General features: G+C 72.6%; 24 protein-coding genes. 14 read left to right on the forward strand and 10 right to left on the reverse strand.

What is annotated here, in order from left to right; genetic code table 11:
* Nucleotides 1-35: 35 nt before the first annotated feature.
* A complete protein-coding gene (locus N555_RS26370; protein WP_034512155.1) occupies nt 36-449 on the forward strand; it encodes an ArsR/SmtB family transcription factor in 414 nt (137 codons plus the stop codon).
* Nucleotides 450-604: 155 nt separating this feature from the next.
* Here N555_RS26370 and N555_RS0123365 read toward each other — a convergent pair whose 3' ends face one another.
* The 5 genes from N555_RS0123365 to N555_RS0123385 form a co-directional block, all read right to left on the reverse strand.
* Nucleotides 605-1,993 (reverse strand): cytochrome P450, encoded by a 1,389-nt coding sequence (locus tag N555_RS0123365; protein WP_029433911.1) that lies wholly within the window; start codon nt 1,991-1,993, stop codon nt 605-607.
* Nucleotides 1,994-2,015: 22 nt separating this feature from the next.
* Nucleotides 2,016-2,234 carry a ferredoxin gene (locus tag N555_RS0123370; RefSeq protein WP_029433912.1) on the reverse strand — a complete coding sequence of 73 codons (219 nt, stop codon included), beginning with the start codon at nt 2,232-2,234 and terminating at the stop codon, nt 2,016-2,018.
* Nucleotides 2,227-3,087 (reverse strand): mycofactocin-coupled SDR family oxidoreductase, encoded by an 861-nt coding sequence (locus N555_RS0123375; RefSeq protein ID WP_029433913.1) that lies wholly within the window; start codon nt 3,085-3,087, stop codon nt 2,227-2,229. The genes N555_RS0123370 and N555_RS0123375 overlap by 8 nt, the downstream gene beginning before the upstream one ends.
* Before the next feature lie 112 nt (nt 3,088-3,199).
* Nucleotides 3,200-4,096 (reverse strand): enoyl-CoA hydratase, encoded by an 897-nt coding sequence (locus tag N555_RS0123380; RefSeq protein ID WP_029433914.1) that lies wholly within the window; start codon nt 4,094-4,096, stop codon nt 3,200-3,202.
* A 208-nt stretch (nt 4,097-4,304) separates the two neighbouring features.
* Nucleotides 4,305-5,384 carry a Gfo/Idh/MocA family protein gene (locus N555_RS0123385; RefSeq protein ID WP_029433915.1) on the reverse strand — a complete coding sequence of 360 codons (1,080 nt, stop codon included), beginning with the start codon at nt 5,382-5,384 and terminating at the stop codon, nt 4,305-4,307.
* A gap of 214 nt (nt 5,385-5,598) precedes the next feature.
* Here N555_RS0123385 and N555_RS0123390 point away from each other — a divergent pair, with 214 nt between their 5' ends.
* From N555_RS0123390 to N555_RS0123410, 5 genes are read left to right on the forward strand one after another with little or no spacing between them, the layout of a single operon-like run.
* Nucleotides 5,599-6,834: a CaiB/BaiF CoA transferase family protein gene (locus N555_RS0123390; RefSeq protein ID WP_029433916.1), complete on the forward strand. Its 1,236-nt coding sequence runs from the start codon at nt 5,599-5,601 to the stop codon at nt 6,832-6,834.
* A gap of 59 nt (nt 6,835-6,893) precedes the next feature.
* Complete coding sequence (locus N555_RS0123395; protein ID WP_255347376.1) at nt 6,894-8,186, forward strand: alpha-hydroxy acid oxidase; 1,293 nt, start codon at nt 6,894-6,896, stop codon at nt 8,184-8,186.
* 5 nt (nt 8,187-8,191) lie between these two features.
* Complete coding sequence (locus tag N555_RS0123400) at nt 8,192-8,953, forward strand: sugar phosphate isomerase/epimerase family protein (RefSeq protein WP_029433918.1); 762 nt, start codon at nt 8,192-8,194, stop codon at nt 8,951-8,953.
* A gap of 26 nt (nt 8,954-8,979) precedes the next feature.
* Nucleotides 8,980-9,831: a TIGR03619 family F420-dependent LLM class oxidoreductase gene (locus N555_RS0123405; RefSeq protein WP_029433919.1), complete on the forward strand. Its 852-nt coding sequence runs from the start codon at nt 8,980-8,982 to the stop codon at nt 9,829-9,831.
* Nucleotides 9,832-9,837: 6 nt separating this feature from the next.
* Nucleotides 9,838-11,244, forward strand: coding sequence for an MFS transporter (locus tag N555_RS0123410; RefSeq protein ID WP_051684402.1), 1,407 nt, complete (start codon nt 9,838-9,840; stop codon nt 11,242-11,244).
* Nucleotides 11,245-11,311: 67 nt separating this feature from the next.
* On the opposite strand, the gene N555_RS0123415 is transcribed toward N555_RS0123410, so the two are convergent.
* Both N555_RS0123415 and N555_RS0123420 read right to left on the reverse strand, forming a co-directional pair.
* Complete coding sequence (locus N555_RS0123415; RefSeq protein WP_197029127.1) at nt 11,312-12,094, reverse strand: SGNH/GDSL hydrolase family protein; 783 nt, start codon at nt 12,092-12,094, stop codon at nt 11,312-11,314.
* Between the two features lie 10 nt (nt 12,095-12,104).
* On the reverse strand, nt 12,105-12,713 hold the full coding sequence (locus N555_RS0123420) for a TetR/AcrR family transcriptional regulator (protein WP_029433922.1): 609 nt from the start codon (nt 12,711-12,713) through the stop codon (nt 12,105-12,107).
* 114 nt (nt 12,714-12,827) lie between these two features.
* Between N555_RS0123420 and N555_RS0123425 the strand changes: the two genes are divergently transcribed.
* The 8 genes from N555_RS0123425 (at nt 12,828) to N555_RS29300 (ending at nt 22,745) form a co-directional block, all read left to right on the forward strand.
* Complete coding sequence (locus N555_RS0123425) at nt 12,828-14,372, forward strand: ABC transporter substrate-binding protein (RefSeq protein ID WP_231503112.1); 1,545 nt, start codon at nt 12,828-12,830, stop codon at nt 14,370-14,372.
* 78 nt (nt 14,373-14,450) lie between these two features.
* On the forward strand, nt 14,451-15,392 hold the full coding sequence (locus N555_RS0123430; protein ID WP_029433924.1) for an ABC transporter permease: 942 nt from the start codon (nt 14,451-14,453) through the stop codon (nt 15,390-15,392).
* Nucleotides 15,389-17,197, forward strand: a complete 1,809-nt coding sequence (locus N555_RS0123435) for a dipeptide/oligopeptide/nickel ABC transporter permease/ATP-binding protein (protein ID WP_029433925.1) — start codon at nt 15,389-15,391, stop codon at nt 17,195-17,197. Before N555_RS0123430 ends, N555_RS0123435 begins: the two co-directional genes overlap by 4 nt.
* Nucleotides 17,194-18,042, forward strand: a complete 849-nt coding sequence (locus N555_RS0123440) for an ATP-binding cassette domain-containing protein (RefSeq protein ID WP_029433926.1) — start codon at nt 17,194-17,196, stop codon at nt 18,040-18,042. The genes N555_RS0123435 and N555_RS0123440 overlap by 4 nt, the downstream gene beginning before the upstream one ends.
* 25 nt (nt 18,043-18,067) lie before the next feature.
* The gene (locus N555_RS0123445) at nt 18,068-20,326 is read left to right on the forward strand and encodes a glycoside hydrolase family 3 C-terminal domain-containing protein (protein WP_029433927.1); all 2,259 of its coding nucleotides are present in this window, start codon (nt 18,068-18,070) and stop codon (nt 20,324-20,326) included.
* Entirely contained in the window at nt 20,326-21,246 is a 921-nt protein-coding gene (locus N555_RS0123450) for an alpha/beta hydrolase fold domain-containing protein (protein WP_051684403.1), read from the forward strand. The genes N555_RS0123445 and N555_RS0123450 overlap by 1 nt, the downstream gene beginning before the upstream one ends.
* Nucleotides 21,243-22,313 (forward strand): alpha/beta hydrolase, encoded by a 1,071-nt coding sequence (locus N555_RS0123455; RefSeq protein ID WP_051684404.1) that lies wholly within the window; start codon nt 21,243-21,245, stop codon nt 22,311-22,313. Before N555_RS0123450 ends, N555_RS0123455 begins: the two co-directional genes overlap by 4 nt.
* 75 nt (nt 22,314-22,388) lie before the next feature.
* Complete coding sequence (locus N555_RS29300) at nt 22,389-22,745, forward strand: alcohol dehydrogenase catalytic domain-containing protein (RefSeq protein WP_081866439.1); 357 nt, start codon at nt 22,389-22,391, stop codon at nt 22,743-22,745.
* A gap of 117 nt (nt 22,746-22,862) precedes the next feature.
* On the opposite strand, the gene N555_RS0123465 is transcribed toward N555_RS29300, so the two are convergent.
* The 3 genes from N555_RS0123465 to N555_RS0123475 all read right to left on the reverse strand — a co-directional run bounded on the left by N555_RS0123465 (nt 22,863) and on the right by N555_RS0123475 (nt 24,591).
* The gene (locus N555_RS0123465; protein ID WP_029433930.1) at nt 22,863-23,249 is read right to left on the reverse strand and encodes an SHOCT domain-containing protein; all 387 of its coding nucleotides are present in this window, start codon (nt 23,247-23,249) and stop codon (nt 22,863-22,865) included.
* A 287-nt stretch (nt 23,250-23,536) separates the two neighbouring features.
* A complete protein-coding gene (locus tag N555_RS26375; protein ID WP_034512160.1) occupies nt 23,537-23,914 on the reverse strand; it encodes an ArsR/SmtB family transcription factor in 378 nt (125 codons plus the stop codon).
* 113 nt (nt 23,915-24,027) lie between these two features.
* Nucleotides 24,028-24,591 carry a TetR/AcrR family transcriptional regulator gene (locus tag N555_RS0123475; RefSeq protein WP_051684405.1) on the reverse strand — a complete coding sequence of 188 codons (564 nt, stop codon included), beginning with the start codon at nt 24,589-24,591 and terminating at the stop codon, nt 24,028-24,030.
* Nucleotides 24,592-24,601 lie beyond the last annotated feature (10 nt).

Consider the following 24,601-nt stretch of genomic DNA (forward strand, 5'->3'; position numbering starts at 1 on the left):
CCCGGGTCCCACCCCCGGAGGATGCGAGAACAGCCATGACCTCGAGCACCGAACTGCCCGGGCACCGGTCACCGGCCGACATCGTCGCCGATCGCCCGCCGGTCGATACCGCCGAGGCGTTCGGCGTCCTGGCCGACCCGACCCGCTGGCGACTCGTCCGATCACTCCCTGACCACGGGGAGATCTCCTACGCGACGCTGCGACGAGTCCTCGACGTCACCAAGCCCACGTTGACCTACCACACCAGGATCCTGGCCCGGGCGGGGCTCATCGACGTGCACCGGCGGGGTCGCCGGGTCTCCTGCAGCCTCCGCCAGCAGGTGGTGCTGAGTCTCGTGGGACGGCTGGCCGATCTCACCTCCGCTCCGGGAACCGCCGCCGCGGCGCCGGCCGACCCTCCGCGCCGGCTGCGCCCGGTGGCGGACCGGGACGATCCCCGACCCTCCTGAAGGCACTGGCTCGCAAGGTCCAGACGGCTCCGCCCCGAGTCGATCACGTCGACCGGGGCGGAGCCGTCTCGAGGGTGCGACGTAGCGCCACCGCACTGGGGAAACCCGTCAGGGCCGGTGCCGAGAGCGTCTGCCCCGGCACCGGCCCTGCAGGATCAACCGGCGCTGCGAGCCGCGTCTCTACGGACGGTCACCGGCTCGGCGAGCCGCTGCTCCACCACGACGTGCTGCAGCCGCTCGATCGTCTCGGCCAAGCCGGGGCCGAGACGGCGACCGGGCGTGAAGGTCGCCGGGAGGTGCCGCATGCCGTTGATCACCTGGGTGGTCTCGTAGTAGACCGCCCCCTCCGGGTCGCAGACGTAGTCCGGCATGCGGTCCAGGACTGCCTTGAGCATCGTCTTGAACCCCGCCCGCGCCAGGTTGGACCCGATGCAGCGGTGGATGCCCAGGCCGAAGCTGGAATGGCGGTTGTTGCGCCGGTCCAGCTTCACCGTGTGCGGGTCGTCGAAGACAGTGGCGTCGCGGTTGGCCATGGCCCACGACAGCCACAACCGGTCGCCCTCGCGGAGCTGGACGCCGTTGATCTCGACGTCCTCGGCGACCGTGCGGCCGTCTCCCTGGGAGGGGCTGACGTAGCGGAGGAACTCCTCGGTGGCCGAGTCGCGCAGCTCGTCCCACTCCCGGATCAGCCGCTCGCGCTGGTCCGGGTTCGCCGACAACCACTCCAGCGAGTGCGCGGTCAGGGCGGTCGTGGTGTCGAAACCGCCGCCGATCAGCAGCATGGCGACCCCGATGAGCTCCATGTCGTCCTGCTGGTGGTCGCCCAGGTCGGCGGTGATGATGGCGTCGAGCAGCCCGGGGCGCGGCTGGGCCTTGATCTCGTGGATGCTCTGCAGCATCCGCATGCCCGCCTCGCCGTTCATCTGCCGCACCCGCGGGTAGTCGGGCGAGTGCACCGGCGTGTAGACGGTGGCGTGCGCGGGCTCGTTGTAGTGGACCCAGTCCACCAGGGGCAGCCCGAGCATGGCCATGGTGAGCACAGCGGGGACGATGTTGGCCAGGTCCTCGACGAAGTCGATCCGCCCGCTCTCGATCTTCTCGTCGATGGCCGCCCGGGTGAGCTCGTCGAGCACCGGCTGCCAGCGCGCCACCGCGGCCGGCGACAGGTAGGGGTTGAGCGCGTTCCGGTAGAACCGCTGGATCGGTGGGTCCATCTCGAGGAACCCACCGATCACGCCGCCCCGCTCCTCTGGGTTCGGCGCCGGGATCTCGATGCCGGTGTAGCCCCGCCGCTGCCGGTGGACGTCGGCGTCGTTCGACAGGGTCTGGGCGCCTCGTCGGGTGACCTCGAAGACGTCCTTGTTGCCGTTGACGAACCAGTACCCGCCGTGGGTGTCGTTCCAGGCCAGCGGGGCTTCGGCGTGCAGCCGGTCGACCCACTGCACGAAGTCGGTCCGGTAGCCGGGGCCGTGCCGGTCGAGCTGGATGCGGGGCTGCTTGCGGGCCTCGTCCTCGGCGGTGACGACCGTCTCGTCGATACTCATGCTGCTCTCCTCGTCGGTGTCGTCACTCGGTGACGGTGATCGCCTGCTCGGGGCACGAGCGGGCCGCCTCACGGGCGGCCTCCTCGCGACCGGGCGGGACGTTCTTGGACAGCGCCTGCGCGTGCCCGTCCTCGTCGCTGAGGACGAACAGGTCCGGCGCCGACATCGCGCACAGCGTGTGCCCCTGGCAGACGGTCGGGTCCACCCACACCTGCGTCGAGGTGGCGATCGACTCAGACATGGAAGTCCTGGAACTTCAGGTAGGAGCCACCGTCGATCCGCAGCTGCAGCCCCGTCACGTACCGCGACTCGTCCGACGCCAGGTAGACGACGGCGTTGGAGATGTCGACCGGCTCGACGAACGGGATGGGCATCGCCTGCTGCGCCGGGAACGCCGGCAGCGCGTCCTCACGGGTGGGGTTCTCCAGGTCCGGCCGGAACGACCGGTACATCGAGTCGCTGTTCAGCATGTCGGTGTTGCAGTTCGTCGGGTGCACCACGTTGGCCCGGATCATGCGAGGGGCGACGTTGCGCGCGATCTCGTGCATGAACTCGGCCACCTGCAGCTTGGCGTACTGGTACCCGGCGCCACCCGGGTTCTCCCCCGCCTGCCCGGTCGAGATCCCGGTCATGAAGGCCGCCGCCGAACCGGTGGCGATGATCGAGGCACCGTCGGGCAGGTGCGGCAGCGCCGCGTGGACGGCGTTGACGATGCCGAGGAAGTTGGTGTCGACCACGTCGGTCCACGCCTGCAGCTTCGGCTCGCCGAACGCCGGCATGATGCCGGCGTTGGCGACGACGACGTCCACCTTCCCGAGCTGGGCGATCCCCTGCTCGAGCGCGGCGGCCAGCTGCGTACGGTCGCGGACGTCGGCCTGCACGGCCACGATCCGACGATCGTGGCGCTCCACGAGCCGCGCTGTCTCCTTCAGGTCCTCCGGAGTCGACAGCGGATACAGGTTGGTGGCGATGTCCTCGCAGATGTCGACCGCGATGATGTCGGCGCCTTCCTCTGCCAGCCGAACCGCGTGGCTGCGGCCCTGGCCGCGCGCCGCTCCGGTGACGAAGGCGACCTTGCCCTCACAACGTCCCACGGGTGCCTCTTCTCTGTCGGCGCCCGCGGTCAGCCGGTGACCGCGGTGCGCTGGGGTTCCTCGGGGATGTCCTCGAGGACTTCTGTCTCGCCGGCATGGGCAGGGAGCGCCGCTAGGCGGTTGGAGCCGACCCGGCGGCGGCGACTCTGGTGGTCACCGGTCCCATGACCCCGTCCCCTGCCAGGGCGATGGGAGTCCGGTCCTCGTGCACCGTGGCCCAGTGGGCGTGGTTGAGCTCGTGCAGCGTGAAGCAGGCGTTGAGGGCGTTCGAGAAGCCCATCTGGTCGACCGTCTGGTTCACCGACTCCTTGACCAGCAGGGCACTCATCGTCGGGAGCCGGGCGATCTGGCGGGCGAGGTCCAACGTCCGGTCCGCCAACTGGTCGGGCGCGAAGACCTTGCTGACCATGCCCAGGCGGTGGGCCTCAGCCGCGTCGATCGAGTCGCCGGTCAGCATGAGCTCCTTGGCCTTGCGCGGACCGAACTCCCACGGGTGCGCGAAGTACTCGACCCCGCACATACCGAGCCGGGTGCCGACGACGTCGGAGAACTGTGTGCCGTCGGCCGCGGTGATGAGGTCGCAGGCCCAGGCCAGCATGAGCCCCGCAGAGATCACGTTCCCCTGGACCTGGGCGATGGTGATCTTCCGCAGGTCACGCCAGCGCTTGGTGTTCTGGAAGTAGTAGTGCCACTCCTGCAGGAAGAGGCGCTCCGCGCCGTTCCTGGTCCCGCCGTCCACGCGGATGCTGGGGTGCTGCTCGGGCCCCGGCGTCCATTCCGCGAGCGTCTGACGGGAACCCATGTCGTGCCCGGCCGAGAACACCGGGCCGTGGCCGCCGAGGATGACGACCCGGACCTGGTCGTCCTCCTCCGCGGCACGAAAGGCGGCGTCGAGCTCGACGAGCAGTCCGCGGTTCTGCGCATTCCGGGCGTCCGGCCGGTCGAGCATGATCCGGACGATCTGGCCGTCGTCCAACGACTCCACGGTGAGGAACCGGTACTCCGGCATGTCGGCTCACATCTCTCGTCAGGTGGGGTCGGCCGGACCGAGCACTGTCGTGACGGCGGAGCACGAGCGATCCGCAGGGCCTCCGTCGGCCGGCCGGTCGTCCCGTCGATGGCGACGGGAATAGGGTCGATTATGTGAGTGACATGGCTCTCACACAAGCCCAAGTGATAGTTCGGCGTATCTCTTAGGTTGAGGGCGCGCCTTTGCGTCAGCTCTGAACGTGGACGAGGACCCCGCCGTCCCGCGCCGACCGACGGATCGCATCGAGCACGCCCGTGACGGCGACCCCATCGGCGAAGGTCGCCGGCTTGACCGCCTGGTATCGGACCTCGCGACCGGCGACCAGGTCGTCGAACACGGACATCTGCACGGCGGCCGGCCCGAGTTCGAGGTGGGTGAACCGGTGTCGGGGGTCGTCGCTCGTGCCGACTGCAACCGGCACCGGAGGACCAGCCGGGTCGAGCACGCGACTCCCGTCCGCGGTGGACAGCAGCACGTCGCCGTCGATGATCTCCGCACTGCCGACGGGGCCCGATATCCGCACGAGCTGGACCGGAGGGCCCCAGACGGCAGCACTCTGCTGCAGCGCGACCTCGCAGCCCGAGCGCATCCGGAGACGGGCGGACACGGAGTCCTCGGCGTGGGTCGAGGGGTCTCGCTCGGAGACCATCGGGAGCACGGCGCTGACCGACTCGACCTCCCCCAGCCAGCAGCGGACGGCGTCGACGAGATGGGAGACCGCGGCACCCAGCCAGCCGCCGCCCCGGCTCGGGTCGAACCACCAGTCCGGGGCTCGCATGTCCACCGGAGCGGCCAGCGGCATGTGGCCGACGAGCGTCGCCATCCTCGGCACGCCGAGCAGCCCGGTCCGGACGACGTGCTGCATCGTCACGCGCTCGGGCGCGAAGCGGAACTCGTGACCGACCAGGGCCACAACCCCGGCCGCACGGGCCGCCGCCTCGAGACGTCGCGCCTCCTCCACATCGAGCGCGAACGGCTTCTCCACCAGCACCGGACGGCCGGCGGCGATCGCCTCTTCCGCCAGGGCCGCATGTGTCGCCGGGGGCGTGGCGATCACGACCACGTCGGACCGGGGCAGGCATAGCGCCTCCTCCAGCGAAGAACACGCGGCACCGATCCCCAGCCGATCGGCGCGGCGGCGGGTGCGCTCCGGGTCCCGGCCGACCAGCGCCACGACCTCGAGCCCGGCGAGCCGCGCCGCCGGGACGTGGATCCGCGCACCGAAGCCGGTCCCCACGACGACGACGCCGGGTCTGATGTTCCCCATGTCGGATCCTCTCGGGCAGCCTCCGGTCGACGACGTCGACCCGGATGCGCGGGACCGTAGCTGGGAGTCTTGACCTCCACAACGCTTGTGAGAGTCATGACTCTCGGATAGTGTCGGATGTGTCGGCGGCCACAGACCGCCCGGGGCTCCGATCCGGAGCCCCTCCCCCAGCGAAGCGCCCGGCTCGAGCCCGGGTGCGCCCGAGGAGATCCCCATGAGTCGACCCATGGAGGGCGTGCGGATCGTCGAGCTCGCCCAGTTCACGTTCGTGCCGGCGTCCGGCGCCGTGCTCGCCGACTGGGGCGCCGACGTCATCAAGATCGAGCACGCCCAGACCGGCGACGCCCAGCGCGGCCTGGTCAGCATCCTGGGCCTGGACCAGGGCGTGGCTTCCAAGACGTTCTTCCCGATCATGGAGGGCCCCAACAGGGGCAAGCGCTCCATCGGGTTGGACCTGGAGACCGAGGGCGGCCGGAAGGTCTTCGAGGAGCTGATCCGCGGCGCCGACGTCTTCGTCACCAACTTCCGCGAGCCGACCCGCAAGAAGCTCGGCGTCGACGTGGACGACGTCCGCGCGATCAACCCCAAGGTCATCTACATGCGCGGGACCGGCATGGGTCCCAAGGGCGACGAGGGGCCCAACGGCGGCTACGACCAGACCGCCTTCTGGGCCCGCTCCGGGCACGCCGACGCGGTCACCCCCGACCAGATCGACGCGCTGCTGCCCATGCCCACCGGCGCCTATGGCGACAACATCGGCGGCATGACCATCGCCGGCGGCATCGCCGCCGCGCTCTACAAGCGCGCCGCCACCGGCGAGCCGTCGGTCATCGACGTGTCCCTGCTCGGCGTGGGTCTGTGGACTGCCTCGTTCGGCATCAACGCCTCGCTGCTGGCCGGCGGCCCGCTGCCCAAGATCCCGCCGATCCGCAACGGCTCGCCCCGCAATCCGCTCTCCGGCGGCGCCTACCGCACCGCCGACGGCCGCTACATCCAGCTCGGCATGCTGCAGCCGGGCCGCTACTGGCCCGAGATCTGCCAGCGGCTGGGCCGCCCGGAGCTCATCACCGACGAGCGGTTCGACACCGGTCAGAAGGTCATCGACAACGCCGTCGTCGCCGCCGGGTACGTGGCGGAGATGATCGGCGCGCTGACCCTGGAGGAGTTCCGCACCCGGATGAAGGGTGCGCAGGGCCAGTGGGCGCTCGTGCAGAACTACCACGAGGCCGGGCTGGACCCGCAGGCCCGCGCCAACGGCTACGTCGGCTCCGTCACCGACGTCGACGGCATCGAGCGCGAGCTCGTCCTTGCGCCGGTGCAGTTCGACGAGACCCCACCCGAGATCCGGCGGGCCCCGCAGCACGCCGAGCACACCGACGAGATCCTCCGCGAGCTCGGCATCGACGACGACCGGCTCATCGCCCTGAAGATCGAGGGCGCGGTCACGTGACCGCGGTCCCGCGCAGCCCGGGACTCGCGCCAGGTCGGGAGGATGCCACCGGAGGCACGGTGCGCCGCCGGCCATCCACCCCCCGGGCCTGGCGAACCGCTCGGCGGGCCCTCGGCGGGCTCCGCTTCCGGTGGTCGGCCGTCGACCGCCCCATCTCGGTCGACGGATACCGGGAGCGGGCTCGTCGTGCCCTGCCGGACATGGTGTGGTCCTACGTCGACCACGGTGCGGAGGACGAGGCGACCCTGCGGGGTAACCGCGAGGCCTTCGCGCGCTACCGGCTCGAGTCCCGGGTGCTGCGCGGGCAGCCGCCCGAGTCCCTGGAGACGACGGTGGCCGGCCGCACGGTCAGCCTCCCGGTCCTCTTGGCGCCGACCGGGCTCACCGGACTCGCTCACTGGTCCGGCGAACTGGGGGCGGCCCGGGGAGCGGAGGGTGCCGGGACGCTCTCGGTGCTCAGCACCTCGAGCACCTGGACGATCGAGGAGGTCGCGGCCGGCACGGAGCAGGACCACGTCTTCCAGCTGTATCCCTTCGCCGACGCCGGCGGCGTGCGCGGGGGGTCGGCCGAGCTCCTGTCGAGGGCGGCGCGCGCCGGCTTCGGCGCCTGCTTCGTGACCGTCGACGTCCCCGTGCTCGGAAACCGCGAGACCGAACGGTTGCGCGGCATGGGCGCGCCGCCGACCATCACGCCTGGTCGCGCGCTCGACGCCGCTCGGCACGGCCGGTGGACCTACCGGTACCTGCGCCACCAGCGGGTGTCGTTGCGCAACCTCGTGCCGGAAGGCGGGAGCGTGGCCGCGGTGGAGTCGGTCGCCCGCATGGCCGGCCTCATGAACCCCCGGCTCGGCTGGGACGACGTGGCCTGGATGCGTGACCACTGGGACGGCCCCTTCTACGTCAAGGGGATCCTGCACCCCGACGACGCCGACCTGGCGATCCGCCTGGGGGCGGATGGTGTCGTGGTCTCCAACCACGGTGGCCGGCAGCTCGACCAGGCCCGCGCGTCCCTGGACGCTCTGCCCGCCGTGGCCGCGGCCGTGGGTTCCCGCGGTGAGGTCCTTCTGGACGGCGGCGTCCGCCGAGGCGCCGACGTGGTCAAAGCCCTGTGCCTGGGCGCGACGGCGGTGTGCATCGGGCGCCCGTTCCTCTACGGGCTGGCCGTCGACGGGGAGGACGGCGTCCGGTCGGTCCTCGAAATCTTCCGCGAGGAGATCTACCGGACGCTCACCCTGATGGGCGTGTCCACGCTGGCCCAGCTCGGACCGCAGTGGCTCGCGCCCGCCGACGGCGCCGTCTCACCGTTCCCCCTCCTCGCCGCCGACGCGGCCGACCCCCTGCCCCGGCGGTGATCCCCGTGCCCGTCGAGCTCGCCCTCACCCCCGACAACCGCTGGTCGGCCGGTGTCCCCGAGGTGGCCGCCGCCGCAGCGGCCGCCGGCTTCACGGCCGTCGGTCTGAGCGCCGACCAGGTGGAAACGGCCGGCCCGGAGGTGCTCTCCGAGGCAGGGATCCGGTGCCACGACGTGCTGGCCCTGATGGTCTCCCGGAACGAGGAGCGGACCCTCGACAGCGCGCGACGGCTGGCGGAGGCGGCCGCGGTGGTCGGCGCCCGGTGGGTGCTCACCGTGCCGATGACACCGCCCTCCCCCGCCGCCGGCGCACTCCTGGCACGCTGCGCCGACGTCCTCGCCGAGGCCGGTGCCCGGCCGGCGATCGAGTTCAGCCCGCTGGGCGTCGTCACCTCGATCGCCGCAGCCCGGGAGCTCGCCGCAGCGGCCGGCCCGGATCGGGCCGGGGTCATGATCGACACCTGGCACTTCTCCCGGGGCGACAGCACCTGGGAGCAACTGGAGACGATCCCGCTCGAGGAGATCGCCTACCTGCAGTTCAACGACGCCCCCGCGCCGGTGAGCGAGGACGGCTTCGACGAGACGATGAACCGCCGGCTCTGGCCCGGCGAGGGCACCTTCGAACTCGAGCGCTTCGCCACCACCCTGCTCGACCGCGGCTGGACCGGCACCGTCAGCGTCGAGGTGCTCAACGCCGAACTGGCCCGGCTGCCCGTCGCCCAGTTCGCTTCGGCCGCATACGCCAGCACCGCCCGCTACTGGCGCTGACAGACGTCTCGAGAGGACTCCCCGACATGGACTTCGGCGTACACCTGGGCACGGTCAACCCCCGGCTGTGGGTGCAGGTCGCGGAGGAGGCCGACCGGCTGGGTTACGAGTCGGTGTGGGTGCCCGAGCACCTCGTCATCCCCGTCGGCGCGCAGGGCAGCCCGCACCACGGCGCGGAGCACCCGCCGATCCCGGCGACCGTGCCGGTGTTCGACGCGATGGGTGTGCTCTGCCACCTCGCCGCGAAGACAGAGCGGATCCGGCTGGGCACCCAGGTCTACAACATCGGTCTGCGCCACCCGTTCGTCACCGCGCGGGCGGCGGCCACCGTCGACGTCCTCTCCGGCGGCCGGCTGGCGTTCGGCATCGGCGCGAGCTGGCTGCGGGAGGAGTGGGAGGCCGTCGGGCTGGACTTCGACCGCCGCGGCCCGCTCGTCGACGAGGCCATCGACGTGTGCCGGCGGCTCTGGAGCGAGGACGTCGTCGAGCACACCGGCGAGTTCTTCTCCTTCGCCCCGGTCGCCTTCGAGCCCAAGCCGGTCCAGCGGCCCGGCCCGGCGCTGCACATCGGCGGCGACGGCGCGGCGGCCCTGCGGCGGGCGGCGACGGTCGGCACCGGCTGGATGCCGATGAACCACACGCTCGCCGACCTGCCGGCGTCCCTGGCGACGCTCGCCGAGCTGGCCGACCGCGCCGGTCGGGAGACGCCGGTCGAGGTCACATTGAGCGGCGATCCGGCCGACTCCGCTGACGTCGAGCCGTACGCCGCCGCCGGCGTGACCCGGCTGATCGTGCGGCCATGGCAGCGGTCCAGCGAGGCGCTGGAGGGACTCCGCCGGTTCGCCGACGACGTCATGGCCCCCCACGCCGGCGCCTGAGCGCCGGTGGAGGACGCACCGGCCGCCGACCGCAGGCGACTCGTCACGGCCGCTCTGCTGATCGGCCTGTTCACCACGACGTTCCCCGCGACCATCCTCACGATCGCGGTCCGGCCGATCGCCGAGGACCTGGACTCGCTGCCCTCGACGATCGTCTGGGTGACGACCGCGCCCCTGCTCGCGGCCGCGGTCGCCACGCCACTGCTCGGCCGGCTCGGGGACCTCTTCGGCCACCGCCGCCTGTACGTCACGGGGGTCGCGGTCGCGCTCCTCTTCGCCGTCGGCAGCGCGCTGGCGTGGGACGCGGCGAGCCTGATCGCCACCCGGACGATCGCCCAGGTCGGCGCGGCAGCCACCCTGCCGGCGGCCGTCGCCCTGGTCTTCCGCCTGAGTCCGCCCGGCGACCGGGTCCGCGGCACGGGGTGGATCGGCGCCACGGCCTCGACCGCGACCGTCACCGGCGTCGTCGTCGGCGGGCCGCTGGTCGATCTCGTCGGCTGGCGCTCCATCTTCTGGGCCCAGGCCGGGCTGTGCCTGGTGGCCCTGGTCGTCGCCCTGGTCGTGGTCCCCGCTGACCGGCGGGGTCGGGGGCGCGCGACCCTCGACGTGTCCGGGGCGGTCGTCCTGGCCATCGCGACCTCCGCCCTGACGTTCGGCGTCAACCGGCTGACCGTCTGGGGCTGGTCGCCCGTACCGGTCGTCTGCCTGGCGGTCGCCCCTCTCGCGACCTGGGCCCTCGTGATCGTGGAGCGGCGCGCGACCTCACCCCTGCTCCCGATCCGGGTGCTCTCCTCCGCCGACGTCCGGGTCATCACCGGAGCCAGCGCGCTGCTGGGCGCCGGATACATGGGCAACTTCGTCGTCGCGCCCCTCTTCATGCAGGGCGTCCTCGGCCTGACCGCCGCTGCCACCTCCGCGCTCAGCGTCCCGCGGGCCCTCGGCAACACGCTCGGGTCCATCAGCGCCGCCCGGCTCAGCGACCGGTTCGGCGAGCGCAGGATGGTGCTGGGCGCCGTGTTCGCCTTGACCGCGGTGCTGGCATCGATGGCGGTCGGTGCGTGGGCGCAGTCGGTCGTCGTCATCGCCCTCGCTCTCGCGCTCAGTGGTGTCGCCTTCGGGCAGCTCAACACCGGGCTCCTCGCCGTGCAGGGCGCGGCCGTGGACGAGGGGGACGTCGGCCTGGCGACCTCGCTGCAGCAGACCGCGTTCCAGATCGGCGCGGTCATCGGCATCGGCTCGTTCACCGCCCTGGCCGGTGACGCGACGACCGAGGGCCCCTACGCACTGGTCTTCCTGCTGACGGCGGGCTGCGCGCTGCTCGCCGCCCTGGTCCTCGTCCGCATACGCGCGACCCGGGCAACGGCCACCTCGACCGTGGAGCTCGCCACCCCTGGTGCCGCGGCCTCCGCGTGACGTGGTGCTGGGGTCGCACCACGTGCGCGGACCCCGGGAGCAGCCGAACGAGCAGCCGAACGCTGTTCTATCCAGGCGCCACGCGCGATCGCGGGCTGAGGACCTCGTCGATCAGGCCCGCCACGGCCTGCATCCCCGCGGCGTTGGGGTGGTACGCGACGACTCCTCGACCGAAGCGGAACCCGTGGCTCCACGGGTCGGTCGACCACGCGTGGTGGTCGCGGCTCGCGGTCGACGCGGTCACGAGCAGGCACCCTGCTCGCGCCGCGGCCGACGCCGTCTCGTCGGCGAGCCGCTGTGCCGTACGGCGCCCCCAGTCCGTGATCTCGTCCGGCAGTGGCGGGGCGGACACGCCCTCCGGCGGCAGCAGCGTCGGGTAGTCGACGACCACGACGAGTGCCTCCGGTGCCCGGCTGCGCACATCGGCCAGCAACCGGTCGAAGGTCGCGGGCAACTGGTCGAAGCGCGTGTCCGTGGCGGCCACGTACCCCTCCACGAGCCGCCGCAGCCGGGGAACGGCGCGCACCGTGCGGCGCAGGCTCGACAGGCCGAGGACGGGGATGTAGCCGACGTCGTTGCCGCCGCAGGTCAGGGTGACGAGCTTGGCGTCCGGGGTGAGCGCCGCGACCTGGGCCGGCTGCCGGCGGGTGCCGTCGACCAGCTGCGCGGCGGTGACCCCGGAGTGGCTGACGTCCGTGAGCCGCAGACCCAGCCGGTCGGCCACCAGGGAGGCGTAGTTCGCCGCGGAGCGTCGAGCGCTCCGCGGAGCGTCCGTACTGCGCGGCGGGATGCCCGGTCCGGCGGCGAAGGAACTGCCCATGGCGACATAGCGGTCACCTCTGGAGAGCACGGCCGGCACCTCAGAGCTCGACGGTGATCAGCGACTCGACGTACCGACGGAGCGCGGCCGGCATGTCGACGGCGTCCCGGTTCAGCAACCACTGCACCTGCAGCCCGTCCGTCGCCGCGACGAGCATGCGGGCCGCCTGCTCGGGATCGACGTCCGGCCGGAGTTCTCCCCGGGCGGCGGCCACCCGCAGCGCACCCGACAGCAGCTCCACGACCCGGTCGTAGCGCTCGATGAAGTAGTCGCGGAGGGGGTGGTCGGGGGACGTGCCCTCCGCGGAGAGGGTCACGTGCAGGTCGACCAGCTCGGGGGTGCTCTGGTTGCGCCCCACCTCGTCCAGCCACGCACGGACGACGTCGAGCCCCTTCGGCTGCCGCGCCCCCAGACGCTCCAGCGCGTCCGCGTCACGCCAGGCGAGCACGGCCTGCAGGAGGTCGATCTTGGTCGGGAAGTGGTGCATGACGCCGGCGTGCGTGAGCCCGGCGCGCTCGGCGACGTCGCGGACGGACCCGTCGCGGAAGCCCGACGCCGAGAAGACGGCGACCGCGGCCGCGACGATCTCCTGTCGCCGCGCGGCGGTCTTCGCGTACTCACCACGGGGCTTCCGGGTCGCCTGGGACACGACCGAAAGCTAACCGACGAGGCGTCCAAATCAAACCCTTCCATCTGGAAGGTTTTGGCTCTACCTTGTGGTCCACGCCACCCCGACGGGGGGTGCGACGTCTGGAGGATCACCGTGCTCGGTAGGAAGTCAGCGCGCCTCGCGGCCGCCGGCGTGGCGATGGCCCTGGCGCTGTCGGCGTGCGGCGGAAGCGACGGCGACAGCGGGAACGCCGGCGGGAGTGGCTCCGGGGGGACGCTGACCCTCGGCTCGATCGTGGCGCCCCCCTCGCTCGCGGCAGCCGAGTCCAGCTGGGCGAACGGCTCCCCGTACGTCCAGGCGGTCTACGACTCGCTGCTGCGGCAGGCACCGGACGGATCCGTCGAGCCGTGGCTGGCCACCGAGTGGTCCTACGACGACGCGCGCACCGTGCTCACGATGACGCTGCGGGACGACGTGACGTTCACCGACGGCACGCCCTTCACCGCCGACGTGGCCGCACAGAACGTCCTGCGGTTCCGCGACGGCACCTCGGCGCAGGCGAGCAAGCTCGCCAACGTCGCCGACGCGACGGCGGTCGACGACACCACGCTCCAGATCACCCTGACGGCCCCCGACCCCGGCCTGCTGACCTACCTCGCCCAGGCGGGCGGCGCGCAGGCCAGCCCGGCGAGCTTCGACGCCGCCGAGGCGGCGACCGCCCCGGTCGGCTCGGGGCCCTATGTCCTCGACGCCGACCGCACGGTCATCGGCTCGACCTACGTCTTCACGAAGAACCCCGAGTACTGGGCGCCGGATGAGCAGCACTACGACGAGCTCGTCATCAACGTCTTCACGACGGCCCAGACACAGGTGAACGCCATCCAGGGCGGCCAGGTGGACGCCACGAACCTGATCGACAACCAGTCCGGCCCGCAGATCGAGGGTGCCGGCTACACGATCCAGACCGTCGAGCTCAACTGGGCCGGGCTGATCCTCTTCGACCGGGCGGGCCAGCTGAACCCGGCCCTGGGCGACGTCCGCGTCCGCCAGGCGATCGCGCACGCCATCGACCGCGACGCGCTGCTGGAGGGGGCCGCCGGCGGCCTCGGCACCGTGACCGGACAGGTCTTCCGCGAGGGGAGCGACGCCTACGACCCCGAGCTCGACGACCGGTACGACTACGACCCGGACGCGGCGCGGGACCTGCTCGCCGAAGCCGGCTACCCCGACGGCTTCACCCTGGAGATGCCGTTCTTCGACATCGGCCTGGACCCGGCGTTCGACCTGACGGCGCAGTACCTCTCCGACGTCGGCATCACGGTGGAGTACACGACCATCGCGCTCGCCGACGCGTTCACGCAGGTGCTCGGTGGGTCCTTCCCGGCGACGCTCTTCTACCTGTCCGAGGACTCCACCACCTGGCAGACCGCCCAGGTCTCGATCGCCCAGGGCTCCACGTTCAACGTCTTCCACCAGCCCGACGAGACCGTCGCCGGACTCCTCTCGACGATCCAGACCGGCAGCGAGGACGAGGCGGCCGCAGCGGCCACGGAACTCAACGAGTACGTGGTCGAGCAGGCGTGGTTCGTCCCGTACTACCGGGCCCAGCTCGGGTTCGCGTCCGGCCCCGACACCGACGTCGTGCTGCAGAGCGACAACGCCTATCCGCTGCTGCAGAACATCACCCCCGCGGCCTGACCCGGGTCGGTCCACCCGGTGGGCCGCCGGCCCGCGCCGGCGGTCCACCGCCCCCTCCCCTCGGCTCGAGGAGCCCCCGTGTTGTGGTTCGTCCTCCGCCGGCTGGCCGCCGGCGTCGTCCTGATCGTCGCCATCGCCGTCCTGGCGTTCTTCCTCCTGTACGCCACCGGAGGGGACGTCGGCCGCCGCATCCTGGGCCCCACGGCGAGCGCGGACACCGTGGCGCAGAAGAACACCCAGCTCGGGCTCGACAAGCCGGCGCTGAGCCAGTTCGCCGACTGGGCCTCGGGCGCCGTCCGCGGGGACTTCGGCCGGTCGTGGTTCACCGGCCAGTCCGTCTCCGACGCGGTGACCGGACGCCTGGCCGTGACCCTGTCGCTGGTCATCGGCGCCACCGTGCTGACCGCGGTCGTCGCCGTCGTGCTGGGGGTGCTCGCCGCCCGCCGCGGTGGCTGGGTCGACACCGCCGTGCAGTTCCTCTCGGTCCTCGGGTTCGCCGTCCCCGGCTTCCTGGTCGCGATCCTGCTGGTGCTGGTGTTCGCCATCAACCTGGACCTGGTCGACCCCACCGGGTACACGCGGTTCGCCGACTCCCCCAGCGGCTGGCTCTCCTCGATCCTGCTGCCGGTCATCGCACTGTCGATCGCCAGCATCGTCGGCGTCGCCCAGCAGGTCCGCGGCTCGATGCTGGACACCCTGCGACTGGACTACGTCCGCACCCTGCGCAGCCGCGGCCTGTCCGAACGCCGGGTCGTCTACGGCCACGTGCTGCGCAACGCCGCAGGCCCGGCGCTGTCGATCCTCGGCGTGCAGTTCGTGGGCCTGCTCGGTGGCGCGGTCCTCGTCGAGCAGATCTTCGCCATCCCCGGCATCGGCCAGACCGCGGTCTCGGCGACCGTCGGCGGCGACGTCCCGCTCGTGCTTGGAGTCGTGATCGCCACCGCCGTCCTGGTGGTCCTCCTCAACCTCGCCGTCGACCTGCTCCAGGGATGGCTGAACCCGAAGGTGCGCCGCGCATGACCACGACCGCCGCCCCCACCGACCTCCCCGCGGTGCGGACGCTCGAACGGACCGCCCGCGTCTCGCTGGTGCGCCGTGTGCTGCGCAGCCCGGTTGGCGCCGTCTCGCTCGTGTTCCTGCTCCTCGTCGTGCTCGCCGCGGTGTTCGCACCCCTGCTCGCCCCGCAGGACCCGGACTTCGCCTCGGCGCGGGACGTCCTCGCTCCTCCCGGCGGGGACCACCTGCTCGGTACCGACGGGTCAGGCAGGGACATCCTGTCCCGGCTGCTGTACGCCTCGCGGCTGAGCCTGTCGGGAGCCGCGACCGCCGTGGGCGTCGCCGCGGCGATCGGCATCACCGCAGGTCTGCTCGCCGGGTACTACGGCCGGTGGTCCGAGTCGGTGGCCTCGTCGGTCTCGAGCGTCTTCATGGCCCTGCCCGCGATCGTCGTCCTGCTCGCCGCCCGCACGGTGCTCGGCCCGAGTCCCTACACCACGATGATCGTCCTCGGCGTTCTGGTGTCCCCTGCGTTCTACCGGGTGGTCTCGGCGGCCGTCGCCGGGGTCCGGCAGGAGCTCTACGTCGACGCCGCGCGGGTCTCCGGGCTCTCCGACGGGCGGATCATCGCCCGGCACATCCTCACCGTCGTCCGCGCCCCGGCGATCATCCTGGCGGCCGGCATGGCCGGGATCGCGATCACTCTCCAGGCCGGGTTGGACTTCCTCGGCCTCGGCGATCCTCAGCGGCCGAGCTGGGGGGGCATGCTCAGCGACGCCTTCGCCGCCATCTACCGCGAGCCGCTGACGCTGCTGTGGCCGAGCCTGGCGATCGGGCTGACCTGCATCGCCCTCGTCCTGCTGGGCAGCGCCGTCCGCGACGCACTCGAGCGCAGCGGCCGGCCGCGGCGACGCCGTCGGCGCGACGCCGCACCGCCCGCCGCGTCCCTCGCGGAGTCAGTCGTCGTCCACGACGAGCCGACCGGCGCCCGCGCCGAGGAGCTGTTGCATGTCCGCGACCTGGCCGTCGGCTACGACCAGCCCGACGGATCAACCACCGAGGTGGTGCACGGCGTCGAGCTGAGCGTGCACCGCGGGGAGATCCACGGCCTCATCGGCGAGTCCGGATCAGGCAAGACCCAGACCGCCTTCGCCGTGATGCGGCTGCTCGCGGCCGGCGGTCGCATCGTCCGCGGCAGCATCGAGTTCGAAGGCGCCGACCTGGCCACCCTGTCGGAGAAGGAGATGACCCGGCTGCGCGGACGGCGGATCGCCTACGTCCCGCAGGAGCCGATGAGCAACCTGGACCCGGTGTTCACCGTCGGCCACCAGCTCACCGAACCCATGCGCGTCGCTCTCGGCCTCAGCCGCACGGCAGCGCGCACCCGGGCGCTGGACCTGCTCGCCCGCGTCGGCATCCCCGACCCGCAGCGCACCTTCGCGGCCTATCCGCACCAGATCTCCGGCGGCATGGCCCAGCGCGTCCTGATCGCCGGCGCCGTCTCCTGCGGGCCGGACCTGCTGATCGCCGACGAGCCCACCACCGCTCTCGACGTCACCGTCCAGGCCGAGGTCCTCGACCTGCTCCGCGACCTCCAGCGCGAGTCGTCCATGGGCGTGCTGCTGGTCACCCACAACTTCGGCGTCGTCGCCGACCTCTGCGACCGGGTGTCGGTCATGCGCGCCGGCCGGATCGTCGAGACCGGCCCCACCCGCGCCGTCTTCGCCACGCCGCGGCACGAGTACACGCGATCCCTGTTCGACGCCGTGCTCGAGGACACCGCACCCCGCGGGCCGCTCGTCCCCACCACCCAGGGAGCACAGGCATGACCGACCGGCTGCTCGGCGTCGAGGACCTCGTAGTGGAGTACCCCGCCCGCGGGTTCGGCAAGAAGCCCTTCCGCGCCCTGTCCGGCCTCTCCCTCGACATCCGCCTCGGCGAGACCGTCGGACTGGTCGGCGAGTCGGGCTCCGGCAAGACGACCCTCGGCCGCGCCGTTCTCGGCCTCGCCCCGGTGACCGGCGGGAGCATCCGTTACGCCGGCCGCGACATCTCGCGGCTCGGCCGCAAGGAACGCCGCGCCCTGGCCAGCGACATCCAGGTCGTCTTCCAGGACCCCTACACGTCGCTCAACCCGGCTCTGACGATCGAGCAGATCCTCACCGAGCCGCTCACCGTGCGGAAGGTGGCCCGCCCGGAGGCCGCCCGCCGGGTCCGCGACCTGCTCGACCAGGTCCACCTGCCCGCAGACGCCGGCAGCCGGCTCCCCCGCGAGTTCAGCGGCGGCCAACGGCAGCGCATCGCCATCGCCCGCGCGCTCGCACTGGAGCCCCGGCTGATCGTCTGCGACGAGCCCGTCTCCGCCCTCGACCTCTCCACCCAGGCCCGCGTGCTCGACCTCTTCCGCGAGGTGCAGGACAGCACCGGCGTCGCCTACCTCTTCATCAGCCACGACCTCGCCGTCGTGCGCCACCTCTCCCACCGCGTGGCCGTGATGTACCGCGGCGAGATCGTCGAGTCCGGCGACGGCGACCAGGTCACCAGCCGGCCCCAGCACCCCTACACCCAGCGCCTCTTCCTGGCCGCACCGCTGCCCGATCCCGACCTGCAGGAGCAGCGCCGCGCCGAGCGCCGCCGCCTCGCCCGGGCCGCCGCAGCTCCCTCCGTCTCCTGACCTCCCCCGTCTCCGAGAGGACGCCATGACCTCGCACGCCACCGGCGCACCCGCGCCGGCGCTCGATCCCGCCGACCTGCCGCTGGAGCTCAAGGCGGCGCTGCTCTGCGGCCGCGACTTCTGGTCCACCCACCCCGTCGAGGAGGCAGGGGTGCCGTCGATCGTGCTGACCGACGGCCCCCACGGCGTCCGCCGGCAGCGCGACGGCTTCGACCACCTCGGGATCGCCGCCAGCGCGCCGGCGACCTGCTTCCCGCCCGCGGTCGCCGTCGGCAGCAGCTGGGACCCCACCGTCGCGCAGCGGATCGGCGAGGCGGTCGGCCGGGAGGCCCGGGCGCTCGGCGTGCACGTGGTCCTCGGACCCGGGGTGAACATCAAGCGCTCCCCCCTGTGCGGCCGGAACTTCGAGTACTACTCCGAGGACCCACTGCTGTCCGGCGTGCTCGGTGCCGCGCACGTGCGCGGCCAGCAGGCGCAGGGGGTGGGCGCCTCGGTCAAGCACTTCGCGGCCAACAACCAGGAGACCGACCGGATGCGGATCAGCGCCGACGTCGACGAGCGCACCCTCCGCGAGATCTACCTGCCCGCCTTCGAGCGAGTCGTCACCGAGGCGGCCCCCGCCACCGTGATGTGCGCCTACAACCAGGTCAACGGCGTCTTCGCCGCCGAGAACCACTGGTTGCTCACCGAGGTGCTGCGCGAGCAATGGGGCTTCGACGGTCTGGTCGTGTCCGACTGGGGCGCGGTCCAGGACCCCGTCGCGTCGGTCCGCGCCGGACTCGACCTCCAGATGCCCGGCAGCGCCAAGGGACGTGGTGCTGCAGCGATCGTCTCCGCCGTCCGTGCCGGAGAGCTGGACGAGGGCCTCGTCGACGCAGCGGTCGCACGCGTCGTCCGGCTGGCCCGGACCGCCGGCGAGCCCACCGACGGGTTCGACGCCGCCGCGCACCATGCCCTCGCCCGCGAGCTGGCCGCTGAATGCGCCGTGCTGCTCAAGAACGACGCCGCCGTACTGCCGTTGGATCCCGGGGCCTCCGTCGCCGTCATCGGCGAGTTCGCACGGACACCCCGCTTCCAGGGCGGCGGCAGCTCGCGCGTCGCCCCGACCTCCGTCGACTCCGCGCTCGACGGCATCCAGGCGCTGACCGCGGGACAGGTCGTGTTCGCGCCCGGCTTCGTCCTCGAGGGCCAAGAGGACCCCGGCGACCTGCTCGACGAGGCCGTGACCGCGGCCCGGTCCGCGGACGTCGCCGTCGTCTTCGCCGGCCTGCGCGACGACCAGGAGTCCGAGGGCGTCGACCGGCCGACGCTCGACCTCCCGGCGGACCAGGTGACGCTGATCAGGGCCGTCGCCGCGGCCGCCCGGCAGACCGTGGTCGTGCTCTCGCACGGTGGTGTCGTGTCCCTCGAGGGCTGGTGCGACGACGTCGACGCCGTCCTCGACGGCTTCCTCCTCGGCCAGGCCGGCGGCGCGGCGCTGGCCGACCTCCTGTTCGGCGTCGTCGACCCCTCGGGACGGCTCGCCGAGAGCATCCCCGTCCGGCTGTCCGACACCGCCGCCCACCTGAACTTCCCCGGCGAGCAGGGACACGTCCGCTACGGCGAGGGCGTGATGGTCGGCTACCGCTGGTACGGGACGGCGCAGCGCCCCGTCCGCTACCCGTTCGGGCACGGTCTGGGCTACACCACCTTCGCCACGGGCGCGCTGACCGTCGAGGCCACCGGGGACGACACCGCGCGAGCGATCGTGACCGTCACCAACACCGGCCGGCGCACGGGCAAGCACGTCGTCCAGGTCTACGTCGCCACCGGGGCCGGCCCGGTCCGCCGTCCGGTCCGCGAGCTGCGGGCCTTCGCCAAGGTCGAGGTCGATCCCGGCGAGTCGCGCACGGTCTCCTTCGACCTGGACCGCCGCGCCTTCGCGTACTGGGACGTCGAGCGCGACGGCTGGGTGGTCGCCCCCGGTAGCTACCGCGTGCAGGTGGCGCAGGACGCCGCCACCGTCCTCGCCGAGGAGGCGCTCACGCTCGCCGGCGACGACCTGACGCAGGAGCTGACGCTCGACTCCACGGTCGAGGAGTGGTTCACCCACCCCGTCGTCGGTCCGACACTTCTGGACGACCTCACCGGCGGGGGTTCGGACGGTCCTCCCGTCGAGTTGCCCGCGGCGCTCCTCCCGATGATCTTCTCCATGCCGTTCCGCAAGGTCGTCGACCTGCTGCCGGTCGAGGTCCCCGAGGCGACCCTGAGCCACCTCATGGCGCGCAGCAGGGAGCTCGGCTGATGGCCCGGTCGACCGCGGGACCGAGCCTGGCGATGCGGGTCGTCGGAGCACTGCTCGGAGCGCGGGCACGTCGGCAGGAGGGCCGGCCCGTCGACCTGGAGCGCGAGCGGCGGCTGAACGACCGGATCACCGCGCGGCTGCGGGTCCCCGCCGGGGTCACCCTGACCGAGGAGGTCCTCGGCGGCGTCCCGGTGGTCCGGCTGTCGTCCGGCGGGGGCGCCCGCGGCACGGTGCTGTACCTCCACGGGGGCGCCTACGTCCTCGGCTCGGCCCGGCAGGCCCTCGCCTCGGTCGGCGTCTGCACGGACGGCGGCCCGGACATCGTCAGCGTCGAGTACCGACTCGCGCCCGAGCACCCGTACCCCGCGGCCGTGGACGACGCGATCGCCGTCTACCGGGCACTCCTGGACTCCCCCGGCGCCGGCCGGCTGGTCGTCGCAGGCGAGTCCGCGGGCGGTGGGCTGCTCCTCCTGCTGCTCCAGCGCGCTCACGACGAGGGGTTGGCGATGCCCGCCGTCGCGGTCCCCGCCTACCCGTGGGCCGACCTGTCGACGAGCGGCCCGAGCGCGACCGCGAACATGGGCAGGGACCTGCTGACCCGCTCCCAGCTCCTGGAGGAGGCAGCGTGGTTCGCCGGGGACCGCGACCTGCGCGACGCCGCCGTCTCACCGCTCTCCGGGTCCTTCCGCGGCTTCCCGCGCACCTACCTGCCGGTCGGCACCCGTGACCTGTTGCTCGACGACGCCCGCCGGGTCGCTGCCGCCATGGCCGCGGACGGGGTCGACGTCGAGCTGGAGGAGTGGCCGGGCGCCGTCCACGCGTTCACCGCCCTGCCCCTGCCGGAGGGCCGCCGGTACCGGCAGCGGCTCCGGGAACTCGTCCACGCCGCACTGCCACCCGTCGAAGAGGAGACGCTGTGACCGCCACGCCGCTGGAGAAGCCATTGCCCCCGGGACGCGGACGACGCCGCTTCGCCGCCCTCGGCTACGCCCTGCGCGGGATCAAGGCGCTGCCGACCCCGCTGCGCGAACGCCTCCTCGCCAGCGCCAGCGGCGGCGTCAGCGGCAACCTCCCGCCGTTCCCCGACGTCCTGCGCCTGGTCCAGGCCGCCGGGGGCATCCCCGACGGGACACGCTGGCAGCAGGAGCTGGCCGCGGATCGGCCCGACCTACGGGCGGTGCGCACCCGCGACCTCAGCGAGGACACCGGCGGCCGGCTGCGCGCACGGCTCTATCTGCCGCCGGCCGACGCGCCGGCACCCACGGCGGCGCTCGTGTGGGTGCACGGCGGCGCGTTCGTGATCGGCAGCCTCGAGCAGAAGGAGGCGCACTGGCCAGCAGTCGAGCTGGCCGCCGCCGGCATCCCCGTGGTCTCGGTCGACTACCGCATGTGCATCGGCGGGGTCCACTACCCCGAGCCGCAGGACGACGTCCTGACCGCCTGGCGCTGGGCCGTCGAGCACGCCGACGAGCTGGGCGTGGACCCGGCGCAGCTGCACCTCGGTGGCGGGAGCGCCGGCGGCTGCCTCGTCGCGGGTGCGACCCTGCGGTTGCGCGACGAGGGCGGACCGCTGCCCGCTTCGCTCTTCCTGGCCTACCCGGTGCTGCAGGGCGAACTACCGGCGGCTTCTCCTGAGCTCGCCGCCGAGCTCGCTTCGGTCAAGCTCCCGGCGGACGGCTGGATGCGGGACATGTTCGCCAACTGGGCGGGGACAGCTCCGTGGGACGACCCGTACGTCTCCCCCGGTCTCGCCGATCCAGCCGGGATGCCGCCCACCTACGTCCTCACCTGCGGGCGGGACTCGCTCCGCCGCGCCAGCGAGCCCTACGTCGACCGCCTGCGCGAGGCCGGCGTACCCGTCTGGCAGGACGTCTTCGCGGAGTCCGAGCACGCCCCCCTCGACCGGCCAGGGACACCGGACGGCGAACGGGCCGTCCAGCGGTTGCGCACCTGGCTGACCGGTGGCGTCTCTGCGATGGACGACTGACACCAGTTGTCCGGACCGACGGGCCCTGGCCGTCACTGGCAACCGTTCGAGCCAACCAGCCAGAGAGGACCTGCGATGAAGGCCGCCCGGCTACTCGCACACGGCGACTTCGCCGTCACGGAGATCCCCCAACCCACACCCGGCCCCGGCCAGGTGTTGCTCAGAGTCGCAGCCGCCGGCATGTGCCACTCCGACCTGCACCTGGTCGAGGGAGGCGGCCTCGCGTCTGCACTCCCGCTCCCGCTCACCCTGGGCCACGAGACGTCCGCGCGACGGTCAACGTTCAATGCGCAGGTCAGAGCCAGAGCGCGTCGCAAGACGCTGGTCACGACAGGGGCCCGGACGGGCCATAGTCCCTGGGTCGCGGGTTCAAGCCCCACCCGCCCCACCTCGCACGCTGCACTGGCACTCCTGGAACCGTCCCGAGTCTGAGGACGCCGTCCCGGGCCGACGGGCCGCGGGCGCCGTTTCACGGGTGGGTCGACGAGCCCGACGGTGGTGGGCGGCGTCCTGCCGGACGGCGCGCGGCCGGTCCGGCAGGACGGACGCTCAGACCAGCGCCTTGCTCTTCAGCGCCTCGTACTCCGGCTGCGAGATCGCGCCGGCGTCGTAGAGGGCCCGCGCCTGGGCGATCTGGTCGGTCGGGCTGGACGCGCCGGTCTGGCCGGCGACCTGGCGGATGTAGTCGTCCTGCTGCTTCTGCTGGGCCGCCGCGCGCTCGAGTCCCCGCGCCGCCATCCCCTTGCCGCGGGCGATCACGTAGACGAGGACGGTGAGGAAGGGCAAGAAGATCAGTGCGAACACCCACACGGCTTTGGCGAAGCCGCCGACGTCCGGGTCCCGGAAGAGGTCCCCGATGACGTGGAAGAGCAGCATGATGTATGCGATGAACACGTAACTGATGAAGATGAACCACACGACGTCCCAGAACGACATCTCGGCACCTCTCGACGAACCGGACGGATTGGTTCGCAGCGTGGGCGCCGGAATGAGCGTCCACCTCATCCAGCTCGGATGAGCTCACCGCCGGGTCTCCACCCGCTCGTCGCGATCTCGTGCCCACGACCTGGCCACACCTCGGCCGCGAAACGACCGGCGAGGACCATCCGGGGTCGACCGCGGTCGACGTCGAGTGTGCTGGTGCGGCAACCGACCCGGCCGAAGGTGCAGGTCGGGCCGGAGTCAGGAAAGAGCTCGTGATCCCTGGGCTCCGCGGACGCCGTTCAGGTCTGCTGGACGCGACGGCGGCCGAGCGGCAGCACCAGCACGTCCGCGAGCCCCGTCCCGGGGCGCGGCGACGGTGCGGCGTCCACCATCGGGGCCGCCCCGGTCGTCCCGTCCACCAGCCCCTCCACGAGGCAGGAGAGCTGGTCGACCGTGTCCCGCCGGAGGGCGTAGAACACCTGCCGGCCACGCCGGCGGACGTCGATGAGACCCGCCTCGGCGAGGATCCGCGTCTGGCGGCTGAGCACGCCCTTGCCCAGCGGCAGCACCCGCTCGAGGACACTGCGGGCCAGCTCCGGCTCCTGGGAGATCCGTACGAGGATCTGCCAGCGCACCGGGTCCCCCATCGCCCGGAGGACGTGTGTCGAGGCGATCACCGGCGTGCCGCGGGGGCGTGGATCCGGCTCACGTGGCGTCCTCGGGAAGTCACACGCGGAACCGTACATGGATGTACGGATCCCGCCCAGGGGCCTTGGGCCCGACCCCCGCCTCAGCCCGGCGCGGTCGCGAACAACGCCCGGTGGACCATCCGGCGCGCCCTCCGGGACGCCTCCTCCGAGCCGAGGGAGAACCCGGCCGCTGCCATGGGGAAGGCGAGCATGACGTCCTCGACATCGACCTCCGGGCGGAGGACGCCGGCCCGTCGGCCGACCTCCAGCAGGGGCTCGAGGGCGGCCCGGAAGCGCCCGCCGAGGGCCAGGGCGAGGGCGCGGTCGCTGCCGGGGATCATCACGCGGGCGAGCCCCTGGTTGCCGCTCAGCTGGATGTCGAGGACGAAGTCCACGAGGGCGACCAGCCCGTCCGGCCGGCCGGCGAGCTCGGCCGCACGGTGCACGATCCGGTCCATGTTGTCTGTGTAGATCTCCGCCGCGAGCTGCTCGCGGGTCTCGAAGTTCCGGTAGAGCGTGGTGCGGCTGACTCCCGCGGCACGGGCGATCTCCTCGAGCGGGACGTCGGGTCCGGAGTCGGCGAAGGCGCGCCGTGCCGCCGCGATGAGGCGCTCACGATTCCGCGCGGCGTCCTGCCGGAGAGGCCGCTCGGACTCCGTCGACATGATCGCGGAC

The sequence above is a fragment of the Blastococcus sp. URHD0036 genome, assembly GCF_000701365.1.
Lineage (GTDB): Bacteria > Actinomycetota > Actinomycetes > Mycobacteriales > Geodermatophilaceae > Trujillonella.